General features: G+C 67.3%; 20 protein-coding genes. 9 read left to right on the forward strand and 11 right to left on the reverse strand.

Features of this window, described 5'->3' with window-relative positions; genetic code table 11:
• Positions 1 to 6 precede the first annotated feature (6 nt).
• On the forward strand, positions 7 to 1,290 hold the full coding sequence (locus K368_RS24260) for an O-antigen ligase family protein (protein ID WP_051439814.1): 1,284 nt from the start codon (positions 7 to 9) through the stop codon (positions 1,288 to 1,290).
• Here the strand turns inward: K368_RS24260 and K368_RS0108355 are convergent.
• Both K368_RS0108355 and K368_RS0108360 read right to left on the reverse strand, forming a co-directional pair.
• Positions 1,239 to 2,612, reverse strand: a complete 1,374-nt coding sequence (locus K368_RS0108355; RefSeq protein WP_027171986.1) for a PleD family two-component system response regulator — start codon at positions 2,610 to 2,612, stop codon at positions 1,239 to 1,241. The genes K368_RS24260 and K368_RS0108355 overlap by 52 nt on opposite strands.
• Positions 2,613 to 2,669: 57 nt before the next feature.
• Positions 2,670 to 3,047 (reverse strand): response regulator, encoded by a 378-nt coding sequence (locus tag K368_RS0108360; RefSeq protein ID WP_018045229.1) that lies wholly within the window; start codon positions 3,045 to 3,047, stop codon positions 2,670 to 2,672.
• Between the two features lie 76 nt (positions 3,048 to 3,123).
• Here K368_RS0108360 and K368_RS0108365 point away from each other — a divergent pair, with 76 nt between their 5' ends.
• Positions 3,124 to 3,429, forward strand: a complete 306-nt coding sequence (locus K368_RS0108365) for a DUF3572 domain-containing protein (RefSeq protein ID WP_027171987.1) — start codon at positions 3,124 to 3,126, stop codon at positions 3,427 to 3,429.
• Between the two features lie 97 nt (positions 3,430 to 3,526).
• Here K368_RS0108365 and K368_RS0108370 read toward each other — a convergent pair whose 3' ends face one another.
• Together K368_RS0108370 and K368_RS24265 are read right to left on the reverse strand one after the other, a co-directional pair.
• On the reverse strand, positions 3,527 to 4,387 hold the full coding sequence (locus K368_RS0108370; RefSeq protein ID WP_027171988.1) for a cell envelope integrity EipB family protein: 861 nt from the start codon (positions 4,385 to 4,387) through the stop codon (positions 3,527 to 3,529).
• Between the two features lie 141 nt (positions 4,388 to 4,528).
• Complete coding sequence (locus K368_RS24265; protein WP_051440024.1) at positions 4,529 to 5,275, reverse strand: alpha/beta fold hydrolase; 747 nt, start codon at positions 5,273 to 5,275, stop codon at positions 4,529 to 4,531.
• Between the two features lie 111 nt (positions 5,276 to 5,386).
• Between K368_RS24265 and K368_RS0108380 the strand changes: the two genes are divergently transcribed.
• The 3 genes from K368_RS0108380 to K368_RS0108390 are packed head-to-tail and all read left to right on the forward strand — an operon-like array spanning position 5,387 to position 9,201.
• Complete coding sequence (locus K368_RS0108380; RefSeq protein WP_027171989.1) at positions 5,387 to 6,580, forward strand: MFS transporter; 1,194 nt, start codon at positions 5,387 to 5,389, stop codon at positions 6,578 to 6,580.
• A 26-nt stretch (positions 6,581 to 6,606) separates the two neighbouring features.
• Positions 6,607 to 8,790, forward strand: a complete 2,184-nt coding sequence (locus K368_RS0108385) for a primosomal protein N' (RefSeq protein WP_027171990.1) — start codon at positions 6,607 to 6,609, stop codon at positions 8,788 to 8,790.
• A gap of 51 nt (positions 8,791 to 8,841) precedes the next feature.
• Positions 8,842 to 9,201, forward strand: a complete 360-nt coding sequence (locus tag K368_RS0108390) for an STAS/SEC14 domain-containing protein (protein ID WP_027171991.1) — start codon at positions 8,842 to 8,844, stop codon at positions 9,199 to 9,201.
• 3 nt (positions 9,202 to 9,204) lie between these two features.
• On the opposite strand, the gene K368_RS0108395 is transcribed toward K368_RS0108390, so the two are convergent.
• From K368_RS0108395 to K368_RS0108425, 7 genes are all read right to left on the reverse strand, one after another.
• A complete protein-coding gene (locus K368_RS0108395; RefSeq protein ID WP_027171992.1) occupies positions 9,205 to 9,597 on the reverse strand; it encodes a hypothetical protein in 393 nt (130 codons plus the stop codon).
• 300 nt (positions 9,598 to 9,897) lie between these two features.
• On the reverse strand, positions 9,898 to 10,896 hold the full coding sequence (locus K368_RS0108400) for an asparaginase (RefSeq protein WP_027171993.1): 999 nt from the start codon (positions 10,894 to 10,896) through the stop codon (positions 9,898 to 9,900).
• A 10-nt stretch (positions 10,897 to 10,906) separates the two neighbouring features.
• Positions 10,907 to 11,110 carry a Trm112 family protein gene (locus tag K368_RS0108405; RefSeq protein WP_027171994.1) on the reverse strand — a complete coding sequence of 68 codons (204 nt, stop codon included), beginning with the start codon at positions 11,108 to 11,110 and terminating at the stop codon, positions 10,907 to 10,909.
• A gap of 25 nt (positions 11,111 to 11,135) precedes the next feature.
• Entirely contained in the window at positions 11,136 to 11,804 is a 669-nt protein-coding gene (locus tag K368_RS0108410; protein ID WP_027171995.1) for an LON peptidase substrate-binding domain-containing protein, read from the reverse strand.
• Between the two features lie 28 nt (positions 11,805 to 11,832).
• A complete protein-coding gene (locus K368_RS0108415) occupies positions 11,833 to 12,762 on the reverse strand; it encodes a co-chaperone YbbN (RefSeq protein WP_027171996.1) in 930 nt (309 codons plus the stop codon).
• Between the two features lie 170 nt (positions 12,763 to 12,932).
• Positions 12,933 to 13,409: a hypothetical protein gene (locus K368_RS0108420; protein ID WP_036266106.1), complete on the reverse strand. Its 477-nt coding sequence runs from the start codon at positions 13,407 to 13,409 to the stop codon at positions 12,933 to 12,935.
• 59 nt (positions 13,410 to 13,468) lie between these two features.
• Positions 13,469 to 14,446 (reverse strand): glutathione S-transferase family protein, encoded by a 978-nt coding sequence (locus K368_RS0108425; RefSeq protein WP_027171998.1) that lies wholly within the window; start codon positions 14,444 to 14,446, stop codon positions 13,469 to 13,471.
• Between the two features lie 105 nt (positions 14,447 to 14,551).
• On the opposite strand from K368_RS0108425, the gene K368_RS0108430 reads away from it, so the two are divergent.
• From K368_RS0108430 to K368_RS0108445, 4 genes are all read left to right on the forward strand, one after another.
• Complete coding sequence (locus tag K368_RS0108430) at positions 14,552 to 15,088, forward strand: 2'-5' RNA ligase family protein (RefSeq protein WP_036266107.1); 537 nt, start codon at positions 14,552 to 14,554, stop codon at positions 15,086 to 15,088.
• Between the two features lie 35 nt (positions 15,089 to 15,123).
• Positions 15,124 to 15,882, forward strand: a complete 759-nt coding sequence (locus K368_RS0108435; RefSeq protein ID WP_027172000.1) for a phosphatase PAP2 family protein — start codon at positions 15,124 to 15,126, stop codon at positions 15,880 to 15,882.
• 105 nt (positions 15,883 to 15,987) lie between these two features.
• A complete protein-coding gene (locus K368_RS0108440; protein ID WP_027172001.1) occupies positions 15,988 to 16,560 on the forward strand; it encodes an RNA pyrophosphohydrolase in 573 nt (190 codons plus the stop codon).
• Positions 16,560 to 17,231, forward strand: a complete 672-nt coding sequence (locus K368_RS0108445) for a DUF2939 domain-containing protein (protein ID WP_027172002.1) — start codon at positions 16,560 to 16,562, stop codon at positions 17,229 to 17,231. The genes K368_RS0108440 and K368_RS0108445 overlap by 1 nt, the downstream gene beginning before the upstream one ends.
• The last annotated feature ends 64 nt before the right edge of the window (positions 17,232 to 17,295 follow it).

Consider the following 17,295-nt stretch of genomic DNA (forward strand, 5'->3'; position numbering starts at 1 on the left):
TCTACAATGTCAGGTCTTCCTCCTCGATCGGAGACGGTCGCGTGTCTGCGCACCGCCGGCGCCGTTACGCTCGCCATCCTTCCGGTGGCGATGGCGCTCGCCAATCGGTCGAGCCCGACCGTCATCGGCCTTGCCGCGTTGTTTTTCCTCGTCGCGGGGCTGATCGAGGATGCTCGCGCTACGATGCGGTTCGTGCTGAGGCCGCTCGTCACGCCGATCGGCCTTGCCGCCCTCGGCTTCGCCGTCTGGTCGCTGGTGAGCATCGCCTGGAGCCCAGCGCAGGATCTGTCCTGGCGCAACATCCAGGAATTCCTGCCGACCGTCGCGGGGGCCTATCTCCTCGCTCGCCTCGCGCCCGGGAACATGCCTCCCTTCACGCCCCGGCTCGCCGCCTGGTCTATTGCGCTCGCCGGCCTCTACATCGTCGTGGCCCTCGCCACCCATCTTCCCCTGCATCGGGCGATGGGCTCGCGGGTGGCGCTGTTCGTCTTCAACCGTCCCGCCTTGACGATCCTGCCCATCATGGGCCCTCTGGCCTATCTCCTTTACCGGCGCGGGCATGGCATCGCGGCGCTTCTCGTTCTCGTGATCAGTACCGGGGCGATCCTGCGATCGATCAGCGGCGCCGCCGCCATGGGGCTCGCAGCCGGGGCTGTCACGTCCCTCGTCGCCTCCCTGACCCCGCGCCGGGTCGGGCTCGCCATTGTGGGGGCAGTGCTGGCCCTCTCTCTCATCCTCGCGCCGGTGGAGGGGGATATCCTCCAGAAGGTCATGCCCGACGCTGTTCACGAACGGCTGGTGCAGAGCAGTTCGCGGGCACGGGTGGCCATCGCCCGCAGTTTCGGCGCGGCCGTGGCCCTCGATCCCTGGAGCGGGGCCGGATTCGGGACCTCGGCGCGGTTTATCGAGACGCCCGTCGCTGCACGGATCGAGCCGGGCCTGCGGCCGATGCTTGCGGTGGGCCACCCGCACAACATCTTTCTACAGATCTGGGCCGAGCTCGGCATCGTTGGTGCCGGCCTTGCCAGCGCGATCCTGATGATGATGCTGGCGCTCATCGCTCGCATGCCGCGCGGGGAAGGCGTGGTCGCCTTGAGCCTCGTGGGCTCCTGCTCGGCGGTGGCCTTCGTGGAGCACGGCGCCTGGCAGGGGTGGTGGATCGCGGTCCTCGGCGCTGCCGTCGCCTGGGTGCGCGAGGCTGGGATGGAACCCAGCCGCTGCGCCCCGTCAGTCCTGTGTCAGGCCGCTTCGGCTTCGACCCGGTTACGACCGGAAGACTTGGCGCGGTAGAGGGCGAGGTCGGCACGCTTGAGCATGTCGGCGGGTCCCTTGTCCTCGGCATGGCGGCAAGCCACTCCGATGGACACGGTGACGTGGATCTCCCGTGTCTCCTGGTCGATCAGGAACGGGACGGCCTCGATGCGCTCCCGAATACGCTCCGCGATGACATGGGCCGCCTCCGGCTCCGCATCGGGCAGGATGATGACGACCTCTTCGCCACCATAGCGGGCGACGATGTCGACGCCGCGTGTATGAAGGCGGATGCGGCCGGCGAAGGCACGGAGCACCTCGTCGCCTGCCTCGTGACCGTAGGTGTCGTTGATCGACTTGAACCGGTCGATATCGAGCATCAGCATCGAGACGGCTCGATGGCGCAGGGCGGCGTCGTCGAACAGGACGGCGAGATGGCTGTCGAGGTAGCGCCGATTGTGGAGCCCGGTGAGCCCGTCGGTGACGGCCATCTCCATTGAGGCCTGGACGGCGTCGCGCAGGGTGTCCGAGAAACGGCTTCGCCGCACCTGGGTGCGCACCCGGGCCACGAGTTCGTTCCGGTCCACAGGGCGCATGAGATAGTCGTGCACGCCGAATTCGAGGCCGCGGATCACCCGTGCCTTGTCGTTCTCCTCCGCGATCATCATCACCGGCATGGTGCGGGTACGGTCGAGGGACAGGACCTGGCTGCAGAGACGCAGTCCGTCGAACCCCTGGAGATCGAGGCTGACGAGGGTCAGTTCGAAATCCCCCTCGGTGGCCAGCACCAGCGCGTCGTGCGGGTCCGCCACGACCGTGACCCGATGGTGCTGATTCAGGGCCGCGGAAAGCCGCTCGGCCGAATTCTTCCGGTCCTCCACCAGCAGGATCGACGCGTTCTGACCGTCCCCCGCGGCGGCGAGGGCCAAGGGATCGCCGATACCGAACTCCCGCGAGGCCAGCGCCCTGTCGCGAAGCTCATCAGTGACCGCCTTCAGCCGGACAAGGTTGCGCACCCGCGCGAACAGGGCGGTGTCGTCGATCGGTTTCGTCAGGAAGTCGTCGGCCCCCGCGTCGAGCCCCCGCAACCGATCCGATGGCTGATCGAGGGCCGTCACCATCACGACAGGGAGATGGGCGGTGGTGGGATTGCGCTTGAGGCGACGGCACACCTCGAATCCGTCCATCCCGGGCATCATTACGTCGAGGAGGACGAGGTCGCACAGGCCCTTCTCGCAGATCGAGATGGCATCCGGCCCGTTCATGGCCGCCAGAACGTCGAAATACTCGAGGGACAGCTTCGTCTCGAGCAGCTTCACGTTCGGAAAGAGATCATCGACGATCAGGATGCGGGCCGACATCGTTCCTCGCGGGTTCTGACGGGTTCGATGGATCGACCCTGTCGACGGTGGCCCTCATCAACGGGCTCCGTCGCCGAGGTAGAGACGGACGGTGGCGAGAAACTTCGCCACGGAGATCGGTTTCGAGAGATAGGCTTCGCAGCCGCCTTCGCGGATGCGCTCCTCGTCACCCTTCATGGCGAAGGCCGTGATGGCGATGACGGGGATATGCTTGAGGTCGTCGTCTTCCTTCAGCCATTTGGTGACTTCGAGGCCGGAGACCTCAGGAAGCTGGATGTCCATCAGGATCAAGTCGGGCCGGTGGGCGCGGGCGAGCTCGATCGCCTCGATTCCATTGGCGGTCTTGAGTGTTGCATAGCCGTGCCCTTCCAACAGATCGTTGAAGAGCTTCATATTAAGTTCGTTGTCCTCGACGATGAGCACGGTCTTCGGCATGGCTCATTGTTCCCGGCAGGCTGGCGGCGCATTCTGGAAGGACCGGCGTCCCGCTCGATGAGAACCTAAGGGATACATGTTGACGAAACGCAAATCCGACCGTCCCGAGGAATCCGCCGAGCATCTCGCCATCTCGGTGCTCGGATGGCTCGCCGAAGACGGCGACAGGCTCCTACCCTTTATGGCCTCCTCCGGTTTGACGCCCGACACGTTACGGGAAAGCGCCACCGATCCGGCCTTCCTCGCGGCGGTCCTCGATCATCTCATGGGCGACGAGGCGGTGCTGATCGCCTGCGCCACGGCCCTCGACGTGAAGCCCGAAAGGATCGTTGCCGCCTGGCGCCGGCTCGGTCCGCCCGATCCCGACGCCGAATTCGGATGAATAGGAAGTGCGGGGGTGGCCAACGTAAGGGTGCGCCCTGCATCCTGCGAGCGACCCCAACCGGCCGTCCCTCACGGGCTCCGGACGACGTGACGTGTCAGGGCTTGCACTCGGTCTCCGTCTTCGCCTCGACCTTGTGGAGGTCGAGGCGGCTGAGGTCGCCGGCGATGGTGAAGTCGCCGTAATTCAGACTGAGCCCCCCGCTGACGCCATTCTCGTAGAGGAGGAAGGTGAGGACGTAGACGGGGGTGCGCTCACCCTGTCCGGGGGTGAAGTAACTCAAGGTCACCGGCCAGCGCCGCATCGCCGCCATCTCGCCCTCCCGCAGAGGCTTGTCCCTGTCGGCGCCGCCATCCTTAGCCGGTTCTTCGGCCGTGATCGCCTTGCCGATCACGGCGAGCGTGTCGAAGATCTTGCGGCCGTCGTCCGACCCGTCGAACACCTTGGCCGACATCGTCGTCTCGCCGGCCTGGGCCGCCTCGATCATGCGGCGCATGTGGAGGGTCGGGAACAGCACGGGACCGGTCTCGGTGTACTGGTCGCGCTTGGGCTCCTTCAGCCTGACCTTCAGCGACTCGGGGCCGTTCTCTGCCGTTCCGTCCACCGATGTCGATGCGCTGCCGTTGAGCACCGTGTTGGTCTTGAAGCGGAAACTATGGCCGTCACCGCCCTCGAAGGTGGTGTTGCGCAGATCGGAGAGGCGCTTGCCGGTCTCGCCGCTATCGAGCTCCGTCACCTGCCGGGTCTGCATCGTGTAGCCCTTGCAGGCATCTCCGCTGAAATCGAGGACGATGCGTCCCCGCGCGCTCTCCACCGCCCGCGCGCCCCGACTCTCGGCCAGCGAGAGGTCGTACACCGCGCGGTGGCCGGCCAATCGCATCGGCGCGGCCTCGGCAAAGGCCGCGGAAGCGGCAAGGGCGCCGAACGCGATGGCGAGGGTGGAGCTTGGCAACCGCATGAGGTCTCCCGGTGGACGCGCCGGTCGAAGCGAGCAGCGTGCCGACGCGCCGTCACAGATAGGGGCCCGACGCCCGAGCGGCAACGGCGGTCGCCTGCCTCCTGCGCTCTACGTGGTCCCGGCATGAGCGGTCGTGGCGCCTCACCGGGCCGTTGCGGTATCCTGCGCCGCCTCCTCGACGTCAGGTGCGTCTCGGAAGCGGCCGTGCCGGATGAAGCGTAGCGAAGCGGTGATCGCGGCGCGGTTCAGGATCATCAGGTCGTGGGTGGTGTGGAGGGTGAGGTGGTCGCTCATGCCGGAGACCCGCGTCCGCGCCACGCTCACGCGCCCGTCATTGGGGCGGGGCAGGATCAGGAAGGATTCGATCAGCCAGACCGAGCGGTCCGCCGCGATGACCCCCAGGGGAAAATCGATATCGCCGAGGAGCGCGGTGAGGGCCTCCGAGCGGTGGGTGGTGAGTTGTGCGCCCGCCGGCCCGAAGAACAGCCGGTATGGCCTCATCCGATGGAGAAAGTCCGCCACTTCACTGCCGCCGTTCGGCGGTCCCAGCATCACCACGCGGCCGAGATTGGCCGGGCGATGCCGGGTGATGATCCCCCGCGCCACGAGCCCGCCCATTGAATGGGTGACGAAATGCAGGCGGCGGAGGCCGGACGCGAACGCCGTCACCGCTGGCGCGGCGCCCTCGACGATCGTCTGCAATGTGGCCTTTCGCCCGGGGTAGTCGAGGTTGAGGGTGCGGTACCCCTCGGCGCGAAATGCGTGTTCCATCCGACCGAGGGAGGCTGAGCGGCGGGCGATACCGTGAAGCAGCACGATCCCCTCCGCACCGTCCATCTTCCTCGCGTACGCGCTCCTGCCGTTGAGGTCGACTGGCGAAGCCGTCATCGGGTTGCTCCCCGCAGCACTGCGCCCGACACTCGCCGGGGCGGCGGTCGAGGTAGTGCCGGCGCTCGCCATGACGCAAGCGAGGAAACGCACGATGCCGGCCACACTCGCGTGAGCGACCGTACCGACGACCGTCGGCTGCTGGCCGGCCATCTCGCCCTCTTCGTCGCGCTCTATGCCGGTTACGGGGCGCTCTCGCCATTCCTGCCGCTGTTCCTCGAACGGCGTGGGCTGCCCGCGCACGAGATCGCCTGGCTCCTCGCCCTCGCGATCCTGGCGCGGATGGTGACCGGGCCGCTCGCCGGGCGGATCGCCGACCGGTGGGGCATCGTCCGCCCGGTCCTGGCCGGTGCGGCCGTGCTCGCGGGGCTTGCCGCCTTCGGGCATCTCGCGGTGACGGGATTCGCGGCCCTGCTGGTCGTCGGCCTCGCCTATGCCGTCCTCACCGCCCCCCTGGCGCCGTTCAGCGACGCCCTCGCCCTGGCCGCCTCGCGAAACGGCCGGCGCTTCGTCTACGGCTGGGTGAGGGGCGCCGGCTCGGCCGCCTTTATCCTCGCGACGAGCCTGGTCGGCTGGCTGGTGCCGGGGCTCGGGATCGAGGCCGCTATCCTGGTCGGGGGCGGTCTCTTTCTCGCCGCCGGTCTCGCTGCGAATGGACTTGTGAGGGCCAGACCGCCGGAGGTAGCGACCAGATCCATGCCGCCGCGGGGCTTCTTGGAGGTGCTGGCGAACCGGCGCTTCCGTCGCGTCGTCCTGGCGGCCTCCCTCGTCATGGGCGCGCATGCCATGCACGATGCCTTCGCGATGATCCTGTGGAGCCGGAACTCCATCCCGGCCGGTACCGCTGGCCTGCTCTGGTCGGAGGCGGTGGCGGCGGAGATCCTCGTCTTCCTCATCGCCGGGCCGTGGATCCTGAGGCGGCTGGATCCGGGCTGGGCGATCGGGCTGGCAGCCGTTGCGGGGGCATTGCGGTGGGGGATCAGTGCCGAGACCGTGGCACTCCCGGCGCTCGTTGCGATCCAGTGCTTGCACGGGCTCACCTTCGCGCTCCTGCATCTCGCCTGCCTGAAGGAGATCGGCCGCTGCGTGCCGCCGGACCTCACCGCCACCGCGCTGACGCTCTATGGTCCCCTCGGGCTCGGCCTGTCCTCTGCCTTGTTCACGCTTGCGGCCGGTCCGCTCTTCGCCGCTTACGGGGCGTCGGGGTTCTGGGCCATGAGCGGGGTCAGCCTCGCGGCTCTTCCGGTGGCAGTCCTTCTGGCGCGCGGCGACCGGTCGCGATCGGGCGAGAGAGTACATAGATAGAACATGGTTCCCATGCAGAAGAGCCCATGCCCAGCGTCGCCGATATCCTGATCCCGCTCGCGCTCGACAACGCCTATAGCTACGCCGTGCCCGCCGGGCTGGTCCTGTCGCCGGGCGATGTCGTGCAGGTGCCGCTCGGGCCGCGTGAGACGGTGGGGGTGGTCTGGCAGGTGGCGGAGAGTCCCGGTGGCTCGAACCTGCGGCAGGTGACGGGGCGGCTCGAGGCGCCGCCCCTGTCCGACTCCTTGCGCGAACTGGTCGATTGGCTCGCCCGCTACACCCTGGCGCCGAAGGGCTCGGCTCTGGCCATGGCCCTGCGCCTGCCCGACGAGGCGGCGCGCGGCGAGACTTCGCGGATCGGCGTGCGCGGTTCGGGCAAGCCGCCCGCCCGGCCGACGGCGGCGCGGATGAAGGTGCTGGCGGTCACCGCCGATGGGACGATGCGCGGCAAGAGCGCGCTCGCCAAGGAGGCGGGCGTCTCGCTCAGCGTGGTCGACGGCCTCATCGATGATGGCGCCCTCGAAGCCGTCGCCCTCGCGCCGGAGCCGGTGGCGCTCCCGCCCGATCCGGACCATCCCCGCGTTCCCCTGTCGGAGGCGCAGGGAGAGGCGGCACTGGATCTCATCGCCCGTGCCTTCCAAGACTCGGAGGGTGGGGAGGCGAAAGCGCCGACGATCCTCCTCGAAGGCGTCACCGGTTCGGGCAAGACGGAGGTCTATTTCGAGGCCGTGGCCGAAGCCGTCCGGCGGGGACACCAGGCACTCATCCTGATGCCGGAGATCGCGCTCACGGCGCAGTTCCTCGACCGGTTCGCCGAGCGGTTCGGCGTTCGTCCGGCGACCTGGCATTCGGGCATCGGCTCGAAGCGCCGCGAGCGCCTGCGCGCCGGCGTGGCGGCGGGCGAAGTCGCGGTGGTGGTCGGCGCCCGCTCGGCCCTGTTCCTGCCCTTTAGCGATCTCGGCCTCGTCGTCGTCGACGAGGAGCACGAGGCTGCCTACAAGCAGGAGGACGGGGTCCATTACCACGCCCGCGACATGGCGGTGGTGCGCGGCCGTCTCGAGAATTGCCCGGTGGTCCTCGCCTCGGCGACCCCCTCCATCGAGACCAAGGTCAATGCCGAGAAGGGGCGCTACGCCCATATCGTCCTGCCGGAGCGGTTCGGCGGACGGCGGCTGCCGGACATCCATGCCATCGACATGCGCCTCGACAAACCGGAGAAGGGCCGGTTCATCGCCCCGCCCCTGGTCAACGCCGTGCGCGCCACCATCGAGGCCGGCGATCAGGCGCTGCTGTTCCTGAACCGGCGGGGCTATGCGCCGCTCACCCTCTGCCGGGCCTGCGGCCACCGCTACCAGTGCCGCAATTGCTCGACTTGGCTGGTGGAGCATCGCTTCCGCCGAGCGCTGGTCTGCCACCAATGCGGCTATGCCGAGCGGCGGCCCGACGCCTGCACCGAATGCGGCACGTTCGACAACCTCACCCCGTGCGGGCCGGGGGTGGAGCGCATCGCCGAGGAGGTGACGGAGCTGTTTCCCGACAAGCGCGTGATCGTGCTCTCCTCCGACTTTCCCGGCGGGGCCGAGCGTCTGCGGGCCGAGCTGCAGAGCGTGGCCGACGGAGAATGCGACATCGTCATCGGCACCCAGCTCGTCGCCAAGGGCCATAATTTCCCGCATCTGACCCTCGTTGGCGTGCTCGACGCCGATATCGGCTTGACCTCCGGCGATCCCCGCGCCGCCGAACGCACTTTCCAGCTGCTCCAGCAGGTGACGGGCCGTGCCGGGCGCGGCGACAAGCCGGGCCGTGCCCTGGTCCAGACCTACCAGCCCGATCATCCCGTGATCGCAGCATTGCTCTCTGGCGATGCCACCCGATTCTACGAGGAAGAGATCGCCTCGCGGGAGGCCGCCGGCCTGCCGCCGTTCGGGCGGCTCGCCGCACTCATCGTCTCGGCCAACGAGCGCGAGGTGGCGGAGGCGCATGGGCAGGCCCTGGCGCGTGCCGCCGAACCGCCGCAGGGCGTCATGGTGCTGGGGCCGGCCGAGGCACCCCTCGCGCTGATCCGAGGGCGCTACCGGTTCAGGCTGCTGGTGAAGACCGAGCGGGCCGTGGATCTCCAAGCCTACCTGCGCGATTGGCTCGGGCGCGGGCCGAAGGTTCGCGGCAACGTGAAGGTCGCCATCGACGTGGACCCTCAGAGTTTCCTATAAGTCTGGCCCGACGTTCGCTTGGGTAGCGTTCGACCCGACCAGGAGTGATGCATGCTGACCTACACCAAGACACCGGACTCGAACGTCGCCGAGATCGTCGTCGACGGCCAGATCACCGATCAGGATATGAACACCGTCATCACCGCCATGCAGGCCGATCTCGACAAGGGCGGCAAGCTCAAGCTGCTGGAGGACGTGCGCGAGTTCAAGGGCATGGAACCGGCGGCCTTCTTCAAGGACGTGCGCTTCGGCCTCGCCATGATGAAGGGCGTCAGTCACGTCGCCCTGGTCACGGACGCGTCCTGGCTGCGCATGGTCGCCGACACGTTCGGCAAGGTCTCGCCGGCCCAGATCAAGACCTTCGACCGCGCCCATATCGACGAGGCCCGGAGCTGGCTCGCCGCTGCCTGAAAACTAGTCCGCCTGGGCGGTGCGCGTCGCCTGACGCCGCGCCGTCCAGCGGCCCGAGCACAGGGAGGAAACCTTCCAGGTGCCGCTGCCGGAATTCGACTGGAGGCGACCCGAGACCGCGCCCGTGGCGGTGCCGTTCGAGACACTGAGACCCAGGGTGCCGTCCGCGCCCACTCGTCCCGTGAGGCTCGCGCTCTGCCCGGAGACGAGGCGCACCTGCCCCTCCTGCACCGAGACCGAGTAGCTGTAGCGACTGTCGCAGACCATGCCGCTTTCCGTCACGAGGTCCACCGACCACGCGCCGTTGAAAGTGCCGGCATCGCGCGCGGCGGCCGGCAGCATGACGGCCGAGGACAGGCTGGCTCCAAGAAGGAGCAGAGCGGCGGAGTTGGACATGCATCATCCTTCGTCAAAAACGCCCGGTTCGATCCGGCCATGACGGCCAGACTGTATCCCGAAAAGACGTTCAATGAAGAGTGATCGCAGGATACATGACGAGGCGGCAGGATTGTGACGGGCGCCACAATCTGAATATCAGCACAAGGAACGAACCGATCTGAACCTGCGATGACTGGCGCGGCTCCGGCGGTTTAACTTCGCTGTTGCCGGGAAGTGGATGGTCCTCGTGCGGCACTACGCTCGCGCTTCGGCGTAATGGCTAGAACGTCTTGCCTTCGCATCGTTCCGCGCGTCTGCTCAGCGGTCGTAGAACGCTTGCAACGCCGCGCGCTCACGCGTGATTGGCAGGGCGAGCAGCGCCAACACCCGTGCCTTGTCGGGCGACAGGTCGTCGGCGAAGACCGCCCCGGCCTCGCGCAGAGTCTGGCCGCCGCCCTTGAAGCCGTAGACGGGCAGCGCGCGGCCATTGGCGAGCAGGCTCGCGACGATCACCACCACGCCTCGTGCCGCGGCCTCGACCACCGCATCGTGGAGGGCATCGTTGACGTTGCCGAAGCCGTAGGCGGCAAGCACTACGGCGTCGGCGCCGCTCTCCACGGCGTGGCGCAACTGGGAACCGTCGGCACCGGCCACCATCGGCACCACATCGATACGGGGCAATGCCGCCGGGAGCGGCAGAGTCTGGCGCCGCAGGGATTTTCGCGAGAAGACCACGCGGTCCTCGTCCACGGTGCCGAGGAACCCAATGGTGCCGGAATTGAAGGTCTCGACGTTGTTGGTGTGGGTCTTCCGGACTTCGCGGGCGGCGTTGATGTTGTGGTTGAGCGTCACCGTCACGCCCATGTCGCAGGCCCCTGGCGCCAGGATCTGACGCACGGCGTTGAGGAGGTTGCGGCCGCCGTCGCCGTCCGGATCGGAGGCGTTGCGCTGTGCGCCGATCACCACCACCGGCTTGTCGCCGGTCAGGGTCAGGTCGAGAAAGTAGGCGGTCTGGTCGAGGGTGTCGGTGCCGTGGAGGACCACCAATCCGGCGATGTCGTCCCGCGTCAGCAGGCTCTCCACCGTGCGGGTCAGGTCGGGCCAAAGGGCCGGCCCCATATAGGCGCTCGGCAGGTTGGCGAACTCCACCACCTCGATGGTCGCGAGTCCAGCAAGGCCCGGCACCGCCGCCACGAGATCGGCACCCGACAAGGCCGGGACGGGGGCGCCGGTCTCTGGGTCGTTCTTCATGGCAATGGTACCGCCCGTGGCGACGACGGCCACGCGCGGAAGGGCGACGGTCTCGAAATGGTTCACGGATGCCGACTCAGTCGAGGGGCCGCGCCTCTTCGGGCAGCATGATCGGAATGCCGTCGCGGATCGGATAGGCGAGCTTGGCCGAGCGGCTGACCAGTTCCTGGCGGACGGAATCGTATTCCAACGTCTGCTTGGTCAGGGGGCAGACCAAGAGTTCGAGGAGTTTAGGATCGACGCGTGTGGCTTCCACGGCGGTGGGGATTTCATCGGTCATCGTGTTCTGTCCTCAAGGCGCAGCTTCACTGTAGGGTCGGCTCGGACCCCGATCCACGCACCAACTCCATCTCGGTCACCGCAATCAAGACCTCCGCGCGGGTCTTGAGGTCGGCTGCCTCCAGCATCGCCTGTTTTTCGCGGGAGCCGAACGGGCTCATCATGCAGAGCGCGTTGACAAGAGCTTCGTTCGGCGCCTCGTCGATGCCGGCCCAGTCGACCTTGAGGTCGTTCACCTCGACGAAGTCCTTCAGGGCCTTCAGGACGCCCTCGCGGTCCACCGCGTCCTCGCCCGCTCGCGGTTCGAAGTCGCTGAGGAAGTCGTCGTAGGAGACTTGGCAGCGCCGGTAACGGGTGGTGGTGGCGAGTTCGCTCTCGACGCGGAACCGCGCGATGCCGGTGAGCGAGATGAGGTAGCGTCCATCGCCGGTCTCGGCGAACTGGGTGATCCGGCCGATGCAGCCGACACGGAAGAGCTTGGGCGTCATCGGCGACGCTCCGCTCTCCACGTCGGGCTGTATCATGCCGATGACGCGATCGGTCTTCAGGGCATCGTCCACCATGGCGAGGTAGCGCGGCTCGAAGATGTTGAGCGGCATCTGTCCACGGGGCAGGAGCAAAGCGCCGGGCAGGGGGAAGACGGGGATGACGCCGGGGCAGTCGCCCGGTCCCTTGTAGCCAGCGTGGGTGCTCATTGCGTCTCTCCGCCCCGGCATCGATGCGTCATGCGAAGACCAGCGTCGACAGTCGTCGCCGGCCGCGGATCGAAGCCTTGTCCATGAGGCCCCAGGCTTCGAAGAACGTGAGGAGCTGCTTACGGGCCGCCCCGTCGTTCCAGGTCTTGTCCCGCCGCTCGATCTCGATCAGTTCGTCCACCGCCTCGTCGCGCTTGCCAAGACCGTTGAGACCGAGGGCGAAATCGAACCGAGCTTGGTAATCGGCGGGATCGGCGGCGATGCGCTTCTGGAACACGCCGAGATCGCCGAGGGAGGCCGCCTGCTCGGCCAGCTCCACCGCCGCACGGATGCTCGCCAGGGCCGGATCGCCGGTCTTTTCCGGCGGCGCCATGTCGAGGATCTGGCGCGCGTTGGCGACCTCGCCGGAATCGAGCTGGATCTTCGCGAGAGCCGCGAGTGCGACGAGGTTTCCGGGCTCCTCGCCGAGCACCGCGGCATAAAGTTCGGAGGCTCCGGCGAGATCGCCTTCCCCGAGGGCGACCTCCGCCTCGGTCATCATCGCCTCAACTGGCGTCGGGCCGGCCGGACCGGAGAGCCGGGCAATGAATTCCTTGATCTCGCTCTCCGGCAGGGCTCCGACGAACCCATCCACGGGACGGCCCTTGTCGATGGCGATGACGGCGGGAATCGATTGCAATCCGAGTTGCTGGCTGATCTGCGACCAGATTGCCGGATTTTCGTCGATGTTCACCTTGGCGAGGATGACGGCGCCCTTGGCGGCGGTCACGGCCTTCTCCAGCAGGGGAGTCAGCTGCTTGCAGGGGCCGCACCACGTCGCCCAGAAATCCACCAGCACCGGCTGTTGCAGGGAGGCGGTGATGACCTCGTCGCGGAATGTCGCGGTAGTGACGTCCTTGATGAGATTCGCGGGACCGCCGGCGGGACTCACCCCGGCGGTGGAAACGTCGTTCAGCATGCCGTCCTCAACTCTCGCACTCGGGTCAACGGCACGGGAGCCGCCGGTGGCCGATCAGATTCGTCCTTGCCCTAGATGGGCGCCCCGCCTCGACGGGACCAGAGCGGTACTCGGGCTATTCGCACCATCCCGGCATGCACGCCTCTCGGCTGTCGCATTGAGGCACGGCCTCAGGGTTTCGGTGCGCCGGGGGGCGTCTTCGCGTCCGTGACAAAACGGGCTTCGTAACGGCCCTTTGCGGAGGTCGCCTCGCAGGTGATCGCGGTCTTGCCCTCCTGCGGATTGCTGAAGCTGCAAGACCCAACGGCCGCGAGCGGTCCACGAACCACGCCCTCGTCGGTCTTCTCGCCGGGAACGACGAGATTGATCGGTTGGAGCGCATCGGTTTCCTCTGTTCGCTCCTGCTGCGCCCCGCTGCCGCTAAAGCTCAGGGACCGGCCGTCCCAGGCGGAGAAGTCGAAACTCGTCCGGTTGCGGGACACGGTGTTCATCATCGTGTCCTTGCAGTTCTGGGTCACGTCCAATCCCGCCACGATCAGCTTCTCGCATGTACCTTCGAGCTTGATCGCGGTCTGGGCGCTTGCAGGACTTGCCATGGCGACAAGGACGGCGAGGACGGGCAGGATGAGGGCGGTTGGTGGCTTCATGGCGCTGATGTATGTCCGTCGTCGGATCTGTCGAGGGCAATGTCGCGAACGTCGCGGCGTCATGCGCCGAAGCGTAACGCCCTGTCGTTGGGAGCGTCGAGATCGAGCTCGGGGCCTTTCGGCACGATTCCCGTCGGATTCAGGGTCGGATGGCTCCCGTAATAGTGCTTCTTGATGTGGGTGAGGTTCACCGTGCCGGCGATGCCGGGCAGGGCATAGAGATCGCGCAGGTAGTGTGAGAGGTTCGGATAGTCAGCGATCCGGCGCAGGTTGCACTTGAAGTGCCCGACATAGACCGGATCGAACCGCACCAGAGTTGTGAACAGGCGAATATCGGCCTCGGTCAGCGCCGCGCCGCACAGGTACCGGGCCTTGCCCAGCCGCTCGTCGAGGGAATCGAGTTCGGCGAAGAGGGCATCGAAGGCTTCTTCGTAGGCGTCCTGCGTCGTCGCGAAGCCGGCCTTGTAGACCCCGTTGTTGACGGCATCGTACACGCGGGCGTTCACCGCATCGATCTCGCCGCGCAGGGCTTCCGGATAGAGGTCGGGGCCGGCGCCGCCGAACGCGTCGTTCAGCATGCGGATGATCTCGGACGATTCGTTCGAGACGATGGTGCGGCGCTGCTTGTCCCACAGGACGGGGACGGTGACGCGGCCGGTGAAGTCCGGCACCGCCTTCAGATAGACCTCGTAGAGGCGGTTCGCGCCGTTCACCGTGTCGGGGGTGGCGCCCGGTGAACCGCCGAAGAGCCAGCCTTCCGATCCCATATGCGGATCGACCACCGAGACTGTGATCGCCTCCTCCAGCCCCTTCAGGGCACGCATGATGAGGGTGCGGTGCGCCCAGGGGCAGGAGAGCGAGACGTAGAGATGATAGCGGCCGGCCTCACCCCGAAAGCCGCCCTCGCCGGATGGGCCGGGCTCGCCGTCGGCGGTGACCCAGTTGCGGAACTTGGCGTCCGTTCGCTTGAACCGGCCGCCGGTCTCCTTCGTGTCGTACCAGGCATCCTGCCAGGTGCCGTCGACCAGCAATCCCATCCGTCGTCTCCCACCAGACTCTCCGATAGCGAGATGAGCCATGAGCAGCCTGTCGGAAAGAGAAAAATGGCGGGAACAGGTCTGCGTCCGTACGGTTTGCCGGCGATGAGCACCTTGCCCGATGCGCCCACGGCCGATCCGCTGATCCTCACCCTGGAGATGGACCCGGAGACCTTCGCGCATTTCGACGGGCTGAGACGGCGGCATTTCCCGCAAAAGCTCAACGTCATTCCGGCCCACGCCACCCTGTTCCACCACCTGCCGGGCCTGGAGGAGGAGGGCATCGCAGCGTTCCTATCCGAACTCACGGCGGAGCGGGAACCGGCGGAGGTCGCCGTCACCGACCTTCGCTTCATGGGGCGCGGCGTCGCCTTCGCCATCGCCTCCGACGCCATGTTCCGGCTTCGCGACGAGATCGCCAGGCGCTACGCGGAGGCTTTGACCGCGCAGGATCGGCAGGGCTGGCGGCCCCACATCACCGTCCAGAACAAGGTCGCACCGGATGTCGCCCGCGCCCTGCATCACACGCTGGAGCGCGATTTCGAGCCGTTCCGATTCACCTCCCCGGGGCTGATCCTCTGGCGCTACCTCGGTGGGCCGTGGCAACAGCGGGGACGCTTCGCCTTCGGGCGGCATCGATGAGCGAGGAGCCACGAACCGATGACGAAGGCCCCAGCATGAAGGCGCCCCTCCCGACCTATCTCCAGCATCCGCTATTCAGCCACGCCACGGCCCTATGGCTGCGCCTGCGCCTCAACGAGGTCGGCCCCCTCGTGGCGTTGTTGGGCGTGAGCTTCCTCGGCTACGCCTTCTTCTTCCTCGCCGACGAGGTCGGGGAGGGGTCCACCGAGGCGCTCGACCGCAAGATTCTGCTCGCCCTGCGCAACCCCGCCGACCTGTCAGACCCCATCGGGCCTCGCTGGCTCGAGGAGACCATGCGCGACATCACGGGCCTCGGCAGCGTCTTCACCATAACCTTCGTCACCCTGAGCGCGGTCGCCTACCTAGCGCTGACCCGGCGGCATCGCATCGCCGCCTTCGTGCTCGGCGCCATCGGCGGGGGATTGCTCGTCTCCACGGTGCTGAAGATGTTCTACCATCGGCCGCGGCCGGATCTCGTCCCGCACGGCATGGACGTGTTCACCGCGAGCTTTCCCAGCGGCCACGCGATGATGTCCGCCATCGCCTACCTCACCCTGGCGACGCTGCTTGCCCGCGTCGATCCGAACCGGTCAGTGAAGGTGCTGGTCCTTATCCTCGGCGTTGGGATGACGCTCATCGTAGGTGTGAGCCGGATCTATCTCGGAGTGCACTGGCCGAGCGACGTCCTGGCCGGCTGGTGCATCGGCGCGGCCTGGGCCTCCCTATGCTGGTTCGTGGCGCTGATCCTCCAGCGCAGGGGCGAAGTCGAGTCCCCCGATCCTCCGCCGGGCTGACTCGGTACCGAGGTTTTGCCGACGGGCGGTACAAAGCGAGCGCTTTCGCGCGATCGTCCCGTGAACTGCCTCTCGCCGCATTGCGGGCCATCGTCGCGCTGACCTATGATCCCGCCAATGAAGTTCACCGTCCCCGAACCCGACCTGCCGTATCGGCCCTGCGTCGGAATCATGCTCATCGCCCCACCGGGGTCCGTCTTCATCGGCCGTCGCCGTCACGAGGCCGGGCCGGAGCATGTGCAGGGCGACCTCGCCTGGCAGATGCCGCAGGGTGGAATCGATGAGGGGGAGGCTCCTCTCGCAGCGGCCCTGCGCGAACTGCACGAGGAGACCAACGTCTCGGCCGGCTCGGTCGTGCTCCTCGGGGAGACGGCCGGCTGGCTCGCCTACGACCTGCCGCCCGCCGTGCTGAAACAGGCCTGGAAGGGCCGTTATCGTGGGCAGACGCAGAAGTGGTTCGCCTTCGGTCTCGTCGGGGACGAGGCGGAGATCGATGTGCTCTCACCCGGCGGCGGCCTGCACAAATCCGAGTTCGATGCCTGGCGTTGGGAGCCCATGGACGGATTGGCCAACCTCATCGTGCCGTTCAAGCGGCCGGTCTACGAGGCCGTGGTCGCCGAGTTCGCGGACTTCTCCGGGTGGAGTGAGCGGGCGCAGAGGGCTGCACTGTCGCGATGATGCGATTGTGGTGGATCCCGATTTCACTGTTTCTGACGTGGTTCGTCTTCACGTTGACGCCGTTCTGGATGCTCTATGACCTCGCCTCGGCGGTGCAGGCGCGGGACGTCGGCTACGTCGAGCGGCACGTCAACTTCCGCATATTGCGCCAATCCATGATCCGGCAGATCTCAGCCGCCGCCTCTCAGCCGAGAGGTCAGCCCGGTTCCGAGGTCGAACTCTCCCGGGATCGGCAGCGGTTGATCGAGGCTGCGGCGGCCCTGGCCGAACCCCTGACCGAATCCCTGGTGACGGCACAGTCGGTCATCGATCTCCTTGATGACGGCATTCCGCAATCCCTCGATCTTGGCCCCCTCGGCGGCGATGCCGCCGGTTCCGACGCCGAGCGCAAGATCGACGCCCCCGCCGGATTGAGGATCGACACGATCTCCCGGCTGATTCCGTACTACCTCTCATCGGAGATGCGAGGATTTCGCACCCTCGTCATTGCCGTACCACCCGAGGCGTCCCGGTCGCAGCGGTTTCGCTTGCGCCTTCGCCTGCGAGGGTGGTCGTGGCGGCTGGTGGAGATCGAACTGCCGAGCGACTTGCGCTTCCGGATCGCCAGCAAGGTCGCCCGCGCGAGCAGCCGTACAGACCAGGATGCCGCACCACCGCCCCCCCTGCGCTGAGCAGATTTCGCGAAGGGTGTCGTCAGTCTTGCGCGGGATGGACCTGCGATCCTCCAAGCCATGC

Origin of the sequence: Methylobacterium sp. 10 (genome assembly GCF_000519085.1) — a bacterium.
Taxonomy (GTDB): domain Bacteria; phylum Pseudomonadota; class Alphaproteobacteria; order Rhizobiales; family Beijerinckiaceae; genus Methylobacterium.